This is a genomic window from Rhodococcus sp. NPDC059234 (assembly GCF_042754225.1).
Taxonomy (GTDB): domain Bacteria; phylum Actinomycetota; class Actinomycetes; order Mycobacteriales; family Mycobacteriaceae; genus Rhodococcus_G.
The window spans coordinates 30,400-40,506 of the sequence record NZ_JBHZAH010000002.1; the positions used below are offsets into that span (position 1 = coordinate 30,400).

Sequence of the window (10,107 nt, forward strand, 5' to 3'; positions counted from 1 at the left end):
GCTGGTCACTCGCCGGTCAGGGACTGCGTCGGTGAGTGCAGCTTCTCGAGTGTCCTGCCGTCGCCGAGGTACATGTGCACGCCACAGGGCAGGCAGGGGTCGAAGCTGCGCACCGTGCGCATGATGTCGATGCCCTTGAAGTCGTCGCGACCGTTCTCCTCGAAGATGTGCAGGCCCTGCACGGCGTCCTCGTACGGGCCCGGTGTGCCGTAGCTGTCGCGGGGGCTGGCGTTCCACGGGGTCGGCGGATAGGGGTGGTAATTGGCGATCTTGCCGTCCCGGATCACCATGTGATGCGAGAGGACCCCACGCACGGCCTCGGTGAAGCCGCATCCGATTCCTTCGTCCGGCACCTCGAACTTCTCCCACGTCTTGGTCCGGCCGGCGCGGATCTCGACCAGCGCCTTCTCGACGAAATGCAGCGCGGCCGCCGCGGCGTAGGCCTGGAAGTAGGTGCGGGCGCGGTTGCGCTCGATGGTGTTGCTGCCCTGCGACGGAACCTTCCACTCCAGCTGGACCGGCCCCTTCAGCGCGGTCTTGGGGAAGTTGATCTGCACGCTGTGTCCCGTCGACTTCACGTACCCCACGTCGACGAGGCCCGCCAGGGCTGTGTTCCACATACGTGCCAGCGCGCCTCCTCCGGTGTCGAGCGCGAGGTGGTCCTTGCCGTCGAACCATCGCGGCGACATCACCCAGCTGTACTTGTCCTCCAGGTCGCGCTTCTGGGGCTGCGGGTTGGTGTGCTGGTTCCATGGGTGACGCCGGTCCACCGGGTTGCCCAGCGGGTCGGTGGTCACGAACATCTCCTGATCCGACCAGTCCTCGTAGTAGGAGGAACCGAGCAGAATGCGAATCCCGAGGTTGATGTCGACGAGATCGGTGGTGATCTGTTTGCCGTCCACCACGATGCCGGGGGTGACGAACATCGATCTGCCCCAGTCGGTCATGTCCTTGTACGCGAAGTTGCACACCGCCGGGTCCTGGAATGCGCCCCAGCAGCCGAGCAGCGTCCGCCGCAGCCCCACCTTGTCGTATCCGGGTAGTGCCTCGTAGAAGAAGTCGAACAGGTCGTCGTGCATGGGCACGACCTTCTTCATGAACTCGATGTACCGCATGAGCCGGGTCATGTAGTCGGTCATCAACTGGACTGTTGCGACGGTGCCGATTCCGCCTGGGTAGAGCGTGGACGGGTGGACGTGCCGACCCTCCATGAGGCAGAACATCTCCCGGGTCATGCGACTGACCTGCAGTGCCTCGCGGTAGAACTCGCCGGTGAACGGGTTGAGCGCCCGCATGATGTCGGCGATGGTGCGGTAGCCGTGGTCCTCCTCGTGCGGCGACCTGGCGTTCTCGGCCCGCGCCAGCACACTGGGGTTCGTCTCTGCCACCATCTTCTCGCAGTAGTCGACGGCGACGAGGTTCTCTTGAAAGATGTTGTGGTCGAACATGTACTCGGCCGCTTCGCCGAGGTTGAACAGCCACTCGCCGAGGTGAGGGGGGCGGACGCCGTATGCCATGTTCTGCGTGTAACACGAACAGGTGGCGTGGTTGTCGCCGCAGATGCCGCAGATCCGGCTCGTAATGAAGTGCGCGTCGCGCGGGTCCTTGCCCTTCATGAATATCGAGTACCCGCGGAAGATCGAGGACGTGCTGTGGCACTCGGCCACCTCGGAGTTCTTGAAGTCGACCTTGGTATAGATACCGAGGCTGCCGACGATGCGCGTGATCGGATCCCACGCCATTTCCACCAGTCCGTCGTCGGACGCGGAGTTGCCGGAAGATCCGGGAACGATCGTGGTCATCGAGTCACCTCTCAGAGCAGGGCGTTCCGGAAGCGCTCGTCTACCAGGTTCGGGTCGCTCCGGTGGTCAGCGTGTCGCCGCGAGCACGCCAGCGCGGTTCTTTCTCGAGGGTCTTGCCGGTGACGGCGCGCAGTGTGCGGATCACCGATCCGTAGATCTCCGAGGCGGTGCTCGACAGCTTCCCGCCCGGCGGCTCGTCCATGAACGGCATGAACTTGTCCGGGAATCCGGGCATGGTGCAGCCGATGCAGATGCCGCCGACGTTCGGGCAGCCGCCGATGCCGGCCATCCAGCCCCGTTTGGGGACGTTGCACCGGACGACGGGACCCCAACAGCCGAGTTTGACAAGACATTTCAGCGAGTCGTACTCGGTGGCGAAGTCGCCCTGTTCGTAGTAGCCGGCCCGGTCGCAGCCCTCGTGCACGGTCTGTCCGAACAGCCATTGCGGGCGGTGCGATTCGTCGAGGGGAATCATGGGGGCCTGTGCGGTCGCCTGGTACAGCAGGTAGGTGAGGGTTTCGGACAGGTTGTCCGGCTGGATCGGGCACCCGGGTACGCAGACGATGGGTATGCCCGCCTTGGTCTTCCAGCTCCAGCCGAGGTAGTCCGGAACACCCATCGCGCCGGTGGGATTGCCGGCCATGGCGTGAATGCCGCCGTAGCACGCGCACGTGCCCGCAGCCACGACGACCGTGGCCTTCGGTGCGAGCCGGTCGAGCCACTCACTCGTCGTGACGGGCTGACCGGTGGCCGGATTGTTGCCGAATCCGCACCAGTAGCCCTCGTCGTGCAGTTGCTCGTTGGGGATCGATCCCTCCACGACCAGTACGAACGGTTCGAGTTCGCCTCGGTCCGCCTTCCAGAACCACTCCAGGAAATCGTCGGCACCGCCGGCCGGGCCGCACTCGAAGTCGATCAGGGGCCAGTGCATCGCGATCTTCGGCAGTCCGGGAAGCGCCCCGAGCGCGATCTCCTCCACGCTGGGCTGCATTGCGGCGGTCAACGCGACGGAATCCCCGTCGCAACTGAGTCCCGCGTTGATCCACAGGACGTGGATCAGGGTGTCCTCGGCTTCGATTGCTGCTTGTGTCGGCATGTCCGCCGCCTCCCAGGGACGAGCACCATCCCCTGCGCCACCGGAGTCGACCCTCGGCCCACTTTTGTGACGCTCATCACGGTGTACACCTGCAGAAAGCCTCTTGTCAACGGTCGGCCGCCGACGTCGGTGAGTCGAATTGCTCGTTTATCCATGTGTACCAATCGATTACGCCGACGCCGGTGATCGCTGACAGTGGCAGGATCTCGACGCTCGGATTGATCGAGTGGGCGTGTCGGGCGCAGGCATCGAGGTCGAAATCCACGTACGGCAGCAGGTCGAGCTTGTTGACGATCACCAATGTCGCCGCGGCGAACATGTGCGGGTACTTGAGCGGCTTGTCGGAACCCTCGGTCACCGAGATGACCACCACCTTGCCGCGCTCACCGAGGTCGAAGAGCGCCGGGCAGACCAGGTTGCCGACATTCTCCACGAACAGCAGTGATCCGTCCGCGGGCTGCAAGCTGTCCAGCGCCCGGCGCATCATCTCCGCGTCGAGGTGACAGCCGGCGCCGGTGTTCACCTGCACCACCGGGCATCCGGCGGCCTTGATGCGGTTGGCGTCGAGCATCGTCTCCTGGTCGCCCTCGATGACGGCGATCGGCCTGGTCCCGGCCAGTTCCCGGATGGTGCGTTCGAGGAGGGTGGTCTTGCCCGATCCCGGCGAGCTGGTGATGTTGAAGGTCACTATGTCTCGGGCTTCGAGCCACTGCCGGACCTGTGCGGCCTGCGCGTCGTTCTTGGCCAGGACCTTCTGCTCGAGTGAGATCGTCTCGGTGCGGGGCAAGTGATCGTGATCGTGGGGATGGTCGTGATCGTGGGGATGCTCGTGGGGATGGTCGTGATCGTGGGGATGCTCGTGGGGATGCGTGTGGGCCGCGTTGATCACCGCGGCGCCGTCACCGCATCCGCAGGTCGCACACATGGCTCAGCTCACCTCCATCGACAGAATCCGCAATTCCTGGCCGGAGAGGACTTCGACGTCCGCGCTGCCGCACGGACACAGCAGGATCAGGTCGGTCAGCGCGAAATCCGCACCGCAGCTTCGGCAGTGCGCCCGGCCCGGGGGCTGCTCGATGACCAGGCGTGCGCCCTCCATCACCGTGCCCTCGGTGGCCAGTTCGAAGCAGAACTGCATCGACTCGGGAACCACCGCACACAGGGTCCCCGCTTGGATCGTCACGCTGTGCACCCGCCTGCCCGCCGCGCGCTCGCACACGGCGTCCACGACGCTCGCGGTGATCGACATCTCGTGCATGCGCGGCCCCGTTCCGGCCCGGATCGTTTCACCCTATGACCGCGCGATGGCCCGCACAACGCCTCGGCGACGCTCGGTCGGAGTCAGTCTCCGCCGACCGGCTCGGTCGCCGAGCGCGCCTCCCAACGGTCCTCCACGCCGCCGAACCGCCAAACCAGCACTGCCACAACCCATGTGACGACGAAGAGGCCGACGATGACGAACCCCATCGAGCCGAGGTCGAGGCCGCCGATCCACCCGAGCGGACCCGTGGTGATCTCGCGCCTGCTGGCGACGATGGAGATGATCTCCTGACTCCCGATCAGCAGCGCGATCGCCACGGAGAGGCCGGTGACCACCAGGTTGTAGTAGATCTTTCGGACCGGCCGGGCGAATGCCCAGCCGTATGCGACGTTCATGAACGAACCGTCGAGTGAGTCGAACAACGACATCCCGGCGCTGAACAACACGGGCAGCACGAGGATTGAGTACCACGGAAGACCGGTCGTGGCGGCGCCTCCCGCGAGGACGAGGAGCCCGACCTCCGTGACCGTGTCGAAACCCATTCCGAACAGCAGGCCGACCGGATACATGTGCCACGGTTTGCGCACGGCCTTCACGACGGGGCCGAGCAGTCTGTTCAGAGCCCCGCGATTGTCGAGTTCGCGCTCGAGGTGCGCCTCGTCGTACCCGCTGGCAACGCTCTGTCGCCAGATCCGCGTGATGCCGACCAGCGACACGAGATTGAGCACTCCGATGAGAATCAGGAACAGCCCGGACACCGACGTCCCGAACAGACCCGTCCAGCGCTGGAGGTCCGAGTTGTCGTCCTCGAGGCTGCTCGCGAGGTGTTTGATCCCCAATGCGAGAAACAGGACCAGGACGAACACGACCGTGGAATGCCCGAGCGAGAACCAGAAGCCCACCGACAGTGGCCTTCCCTTCTCGGCGACGAGCTTGCGGGTGGTGTTGTCGATCGCGGCGATGTGGTCGGCGTCGAAGGCGTGCCGCATGCCCAGTGCGTACGCCGTCGCTCCCAATCCGACACCGAAGACCCCGCCGTTGAATTCGTAGTGGGCCGGCACCACGAGAAGCAGCAGCGTCCCCCACCCCACGACGTGCAGAGTCAGGATCGTCAGTGCCATGCCTGCGACGCTTCGCCGGCGACAGGCACTGGATAACTTCGATGCCGTGGACACCAAATCTCGCCTCGGAGTCGTCTGGCGGCCGACGTGAACTCGTTGGGCGCGATGGGAATATCGGCCGCCCAGACAGCGTACAACGCCACCGGGAGGCAGTCGAAGGATCGCCAGTACCGGCTCGCAGGAAGGGCGGTGCGTCCGGGGAGATGTCCCCGGACGGGCTGTCGTCAATGGGTGCTGACGGCCTCGAGTCGGGATCGTAACCTTCGTGAACACCGGATGAACTGCTCCACTCCCGACGCCGTGAGACCATGAACAGAGTTGGGGATGTGACGAAGGCAGCTGACGGAGTTCGGCCGGCACCGATTCGACACAGGACGAACGCCGGCCCTGACTATGTAAGGCGGTGCCGAGCATGGACGAGACGACCAGCGGGAACGGAGCCGGCAGGACGGGTCCGGCCGCCTCCACCGCCCTGCCTGACACGCACGCTGCGGGGGAACTCGAATCCCTTCGCGCGGAGCTCGACCGGATAGACAACGAGCTCCTCGACAGCGTCCGCGCGCGGATCGAGGTGTGCACCCGGATCGCCGTGGTCAAACGGCGATATGCGATTCCGATGATGCAGCCGCGTCGCGTGGGCGTGGTGCAGGAGCACGCGCGCACGTACGCCCTGAGTCACGACCTGTCGCCGGATTTCCTGCGTGAGCTCTACGACCTGCTCATCGCCGAGACCTGCCGCGTCGAGGACACCATCATCGACGCGTCCGAGTCGACCGATCTGCTCGGCGTGCGCGTTCGCGCCGTCGGCCGCGACTGAGGGCCGCGCCGTGCGCACGCTGCTCATCGACAACTACGACTCGTTCACCTACAACCTGTACAGCCTGCTGACGGGGGTGAACGGTCACGAACCCGTGGTCGTGCCGAACGACGCCGACTGGTCGGCGGTGCGGCTGTCCGACTTCGACAACATCGTGGTCTCTCCCGGCCCCGGCCGGCCCGAGCGCCGCCGGGACTTCGGTATCAGCAGCAATGCGATCACCGCCTCCGGACTACCCGTGCTCGGGGTGTGCCTGGGCCATCAGGGGCTGTGCCACCTGTTCGGCGGCCGGGTGTCGATCGCGCCGGAACCCATGCACGGCCGGATCTGCTCGGTGCGGCATTCCGGCACGGAACTGTTCGCCGGAATCCCGTCACCGTTTCGTGTTGTCCGGTACCACTCGCTCGCCGTCGACGAGTTGTCGCCGGACCTCGTCGCCGAGGCCTGGACGGACGACGACGTGCTGATGGCGGTCCGGCACCGCGAATTGCCCTTGTGGGGGGTGCAGTTCCACCCCGAGTCGATCTGCACGGACTACGGGCGTGAGCTGCTGGCGAACTTCCGTGACCTGACGCCTGCCCGCGTCTCGCGGCCGATCGGATCCGTTCGGGCGGCGCGGCCTGCGCAGCCCGAACCGGGGCACAGCTACCGGGTACGCAGTGTCCGCGTCGATCGTGCGGTCGATCCGCGTGCGGTCTACGAGAGGCTCTTCGCCGCCGGACCGAACAGCTTCTGGCTGGACGGCAGTTCCGCGGCCGAGGCGGACTCGAGGTTCTCGGTGATGGGTGATTCTTCCGGCCCGCGTGCCGAGTTCGTCACCTATCGGGTCGCAGAGACGACGGTCCGGGTGCACCGCCACGGCCACCCGACCGCCGAGCTGCGCACCACCCTGTTCGACTATCTCGACGAGCAACTGCGTGCGCGTGTCGTCCCGCCCCGCCTGGATCTGCCGTTCGGCTTCAACCTCGGCTACGTCGGCTACCTCGGCTACGAACTCAAGGCCGACACCTGCGGTCAGCTGGTGCACGGGTCCACACGAGCGGATGCGGCCGTCGTCTTCGCGGACCGGGCCCTGGTCTTCGACCATTCGTCCGGGTGCTGTCACCTGTTGGTTCTCGACGACGGCACCGACGACCCGGCGGGCGACCGTTGGTTGCGGGAGACGGCCGCGGTGATCACGGCGCTCGACGAGGTCCCGGTCGAGACGCCGTGGGCGCCACCGCTGGTCCCGGCCGAGGCGGACATCGACATCCTCTTCCGGCACAGCCGCACGAAGTACCTGGGCTTGATCGAGCAGTGTCTCAACGAGATTCGTTCGGGCGAGTCCTACGAGGTGTGCCTGACCAACGCGGCGACGGTGAAGCAGACCGTGGATCCGCTCGAGGGGTTCTCGTGCCTGCGCGACATCAGTCCCACCCCGTACAACGCGCTGCTGCAGTTCTCCGGCATCTCCGTGCTCAGTGCCTCGCCCGAGCGATTCGTGCGGATCGGCTCCGACCGGACCGTCGAGTCGAAACCGATCAAGGGAACCCGGCCGCGGGCATCGGAGCCCGGCGAGGACGAGGCCCTGCGCCGCGGACTGCTGTTGAGCGAGAAGGACCGCGCGGAGAACCTGATGATCGTCGACCTGGTCCGCAACGACCTGTCTCGGGTGTGCGTGCCGGGTTCGGTGCACGTGCCGAAGTTGTTCGACGTCGAGACGTATGCGCCGGTGCACCAACTGGTCTCGACCGTGCGTGGCACGATGCGTGCGGACGTCACCCCGGTGGACTGCCTGCGGGCGACCTTCCCCGGCGGATCGATGACGGGGGCGCCGAAGGTTCGCACCATGGAGATCATCGACAAACTCGAGGACGGGCCCCGCGGGGTCTACTCGGGGGCGATCGGTTACCTCTCGCTCAGTGGCACCGCCGATTTCTCCATCGTCATCCGGACGATGGTGGCCACGGACGAGGAGGTCACTTTCGGGGTCGGCGGGGCAATCGTGGCGTTGTCCGACGTAGACGAGGAGTTCGACGAGACGATGGTCAAGGCGCTGACCATGCGTCGATGCCTGTCCGTCGCGGACGGGCGCGCGCCGCACGACGTGGTGCCGGACGACGCGGTGCCGGACGACGCGGTGCCGGAGGATCAGGGGGGACGGTCCCGGCCGTGACCACGCACCCGCTCTCACCGACGGTCGTGGCAGGCGGTCGGGGGGCGGTCGGCGCGATGCTGGTCGATCTGCTCCGTTCCGACGGGAGGCTCGTGGTGGTCGCGGATCCGCGGGACGACCCGGGCCTCGACGTCACCCGGCCCGGCGATGCCGCGGACGAAGCGCTCCGGGAGGCCGAGGGTGTGGTGCTGGCCGTGCCCGAACCCGTCGCCGTCACAGCGGTCGATGTGCTGCGAGATCGACTGCGCCCCGGCGCGTTGCTGGTGGAGACGCTGTCGGTGAAGACGCGGATCGCAGAGCGGATGCGTGATCTGGACACGCCGTCGGTGGGGATCAATCCGATGTTCGCACCCTCGCTGGGTATGGCGGGCCGGCCGGTGCTCGCCGTGCTCCACCGCGACGGTCCCCCGGTGGCGCCGTTCCTCGATCTGCTGCGGCGCGGGGGCGCGACGGTCGTGCCGGTGACGGCGATCGAACACGACCGGCTGTGCGCGGCGACGCAGGTGCTGACGCACGCGGCGGTGCTCGCGGCGGGACTGGCACTGGCCGAACTCGGCGCCGGGACAGCGGAACTGCACGCCGCCGCGCCGCCGCCGCACACCCTGCTCTTGGCGTTGCTAGCCCGGGTCTCACTCGGGACCCCGGAGGTGTACTGGGACGTTCAGGCGGCGAATCCCTTCGCCCGCGAGGCCAGGGCGGCGCTGGCGACGGGGCTGGCGCGCCTGTCGCGGGTGTGCGAGTCCGGCACCGAGGCCGAGTTCGCCGCCCTGATGGCGCAGGCCAGGGGTCCACTGGGCGAGCACGATCGGCGTTACGGCGACCTGTGCGCGCGACTGTTCGAGTTCCTGCCCGTCGACGCGCGCACGGCGGGTGGGTGGACGCCGTGAACGAGCGCCCCGCGCCCGGAGTGGAGGACCTGGTCCGCGACCCGCGGCTGCCCGAGTTCGACCCGGACGACCCGGCGGAGAGCGCGGTGATCGCCGGTCTGGTCCGGAGCTGGCCGCGCCGGGCCACCGTCCGCCGGGCCGAACCGGACCTCGACGAGTTGTTCGACCCGGCCAAGGCCGATTTCGCCGAGGACCTGCTTCCCTTCCGCGACCACGAGATCTATCTCGCACTGGACGACGAGACGCGGGACCGGATCCGGGCCTGGGCGTGGATCGCCTACAACAAGAACGTCATCGACATCGAGCAGCACGTGGTCAACCCCGGATTTCAGCTGCTGCTGGAGGATTCGCTGCGCACCGGTCTCGGGGACACCGCGCGGGCATCGGTGGTGCAGGCCATGGTCGACGAGCAGTACCACACCCTCATGCACCTCAACGTGAGCGCGCTGACGCGCAGGCGGCGGCCGTGGCGGCTTCCCGAGCGGGCGTTGCCGGTGAGCCTGACCGTGCGGCGCGCCCACGAGGCGGTGGCGGCCCGGGACGATCCGCGGTCGGCGGCCCTGACCACCCTCGCCTTCACCACGGTCGCGGAGACGTCGATCGGGGCGTACCTGAGCCTGATCGCCGACGACGAGAGCGTGCAACCGGTGAACAAGGCGACCGTCGCGCTGCACAGACGTGACGAGCGGGCGCACGCGTCGGTCACCTCCGAACTGGTGAAACTGGTGTACGACCGCCTGCACCCGGACGACCGCCGCATCCTGCTGTCGGGCATGGCCGAGGGTGTGGCGGCCTTCACCGGCACCGACTACTCGGTGTGGTCGGCGATCCTGTCGGCGGTCGGGGTCGCCCGCGCGGACGAGATGCTGCGGGACGTGGCCGCCGAACCCGGCGACGGGCGTCTGGCGCAGGACTGCAGCGCGATCGAGCGGCTCCGGGCGGAACTCGGCGGCCCGTAGGACGTATCC

At 67.2% G+C, this 10,107-nt stretch carries 9 protein-coding genes; 4 read left to right on the forward strand and 5 right to left on the reverse strand.

The genetic code is table 11. From position 1 onward, the window contains the following. Window positions 1-5: 5 nt before the first annotated feature. The 5 genes from ACFXGJ_RS00680 to ACFXGJ_RS00700 all read right to left on the reverse strand — a co-directional run bounded on the left by ACFXGJ_RS00680 (window position 6) and on the right by ACFXGJ_RS00700 (window position 5,280). Window positions 6-1,802, reverse strand: a complete 1,797-nt coding sequence (locus ACFXGJ_RS00680) for a nickel-dependent hydrogenase large subunit (protein WP_378615415.1) — start codon at window positions 1,800-1,802, stop codon at window positions 6-8. A gap of 40 nt (window positions 1,803-1,842) precedes the next feature. Then, complete coding sequence (locus ACFXGJ_RS00685; protein ID WP_378615417.1) at window positions 1,843-2,898, reverse strand: hydrogenase expression protein HypE; 1,056 nt, start codon at window positions 2,896-2,898, stop codon at window positions 1,843-1,845. 106 nt (window positions 2,899-3,004) lie between these two features. Then, a complete protein-coding gene (gene hypB, locus ACFXGJ_RS00690) occupies window positions 3,005-3,823 on the reverse strand; it encodes a hydrogenase nickel incorporation protein HypB (RefSeq protein WP_378615419.1) in 819 nt (272 codons plus the stop codon). A gap of 3 nt (window positions 3,824-3,826) precedes the next feature. Beyond that, window positions 3,827-4,156: a hydrogenase maturation nickel metallochaperone HypA gene (locus ACFXGJ_RS00695; RefSeq protein ID WP_378615421.1), complete on the reverse strand. Its 330-nt coding sequence runs from the start codon at window positions 4,154-4,156 to the stop codon at window positions 3,827-3,829. Window positions 4,157-4,239: 83 nt separating this feature from the next. After that, window positions 4,240-5,280: a HoxN/HupN/NixA family nickel/cobalt transporter gene (locus tag ACFXGJ_RS00700; RefSeq protein ID WP_378615423.1), complete on the reverse strand. Its 1,041-nt coding sequence runs from the start codon at window positions 5,278-5,280 to the stop codon at window positions 4,240-4,242. Window positions 5,281-5,692: 412 nt separating this feature from the next. Between ACFXGJ_RS00700 and ACFXGJ_RS00705 the strand changes: the two genes are divergently transcribed. The 4 genes from ACFXGJ_RS00705 to ACFXGJ_RS00720 are packed head-to-tail and all read left to right on the forward strand — an operon-like array spanning window position 5,693 to window position 10,098. Beyond that, on the forward strand, window positions 5,693-6,097 hold the full coding sequence (locus ACFXGJ_RS00705) for a chorismate mutase family protein (RefSeq protein WP_378615425.1): 405 nt from the start codon (window positions 5,693-5,695) through the stop codon (window positions 6,095-6,097). Between the two features lie 10 nt (window positions 6,098-6,107). Further along, window positions 6,108-8,252, forward strand: a complete 2,145-nt coding sequence (gene pabB / locus ACFXGJ_RS00710) for an aminodeoxychorismate synthase component I (protein WP_378615427.1) — start codon at window positions 6,108-6,110, stop codon at window positions 8,250-8,252. After that, the gene (locus ACFXGJ_RS00715) at window positions 8,249-9,139 is read left to right on the forward strand and encodes a prephenate dehydrogenase dimerization domain-containing protein (RefSeq protein WP_378615429.1); all 891 of its coding nucleotides are present in this window, start codon (window positions 8,249-8,251) and stop codon (window positions 9,137-9,139) included. Before pabB ends, ACFXGJ_RS00715 begins: the two co-directional genes overlap by 4 nt. Next, window positions 9,136-10,098: a diiron oxygenase gene (locus tag ACFXGJ_RS00720; RefSeq protein WP_378615431.1), complete on the forward strand. Its 963-nt coding sequence runs from the start codon at window positions 9,136-9,138 to the stop codon at window positions 10,096-10,098. Before ACFXGJ_RS00715 ends, ACFXGJ_RS00720 begins: the two co-directional genes overlap by 4 nt. Window positions 10,099-10,107 lie beyond the last annotated feature (9 nt).

Excerpts from the sequence above, each read along its gene's own strand:
- ACFXGJ_RS00680 (WP_378615415.1), bottom strand. The coding sequence starts at position 1,802 with ATGACCACGATCGTTCCCGGATCTTCCGGCAACTCCGCGTCCGACGAC.
- ACFXGJ_RS00685 (WP_378615417.1), bottom strand. The coding sequence starts at position 2,898 with ATGCCGACACAAGCAGCAATCGAAGCCGAGGACACCCTGATCCACGTC.
- hypB (WP_378615419.1), bottom strand. The coding sequence starts at position 3,823 with ATGTGTGCGACCTGCGGATGCGGTGACGGCGCCGCGGTGATCAACGCG.
- ACFXGJ_RS00695 (WP_378615421.1), bottom strand. The coding sequence starts at position 4,156 with ATGCACGAGATGTCGATCACCGCGAGCGTCGTGGACGCCGTGTGCGAG.
- ACFXGJ_RS00700 (WP_378615423.1), bottom strand. The coding sequence starts at position 5,280 with ATGGCACTGACGATCCTGACTCTGCACGTCGTGGGGTGGGGGACGCTG.
- ACFXGJ_RS00705 (WP_378615425.1), top strand. The coding sequence starts at position 5,693 with ATGGACGAGACGACCAGCGGGAACGGAGCCGGCAGGACGGGTCCGGCC.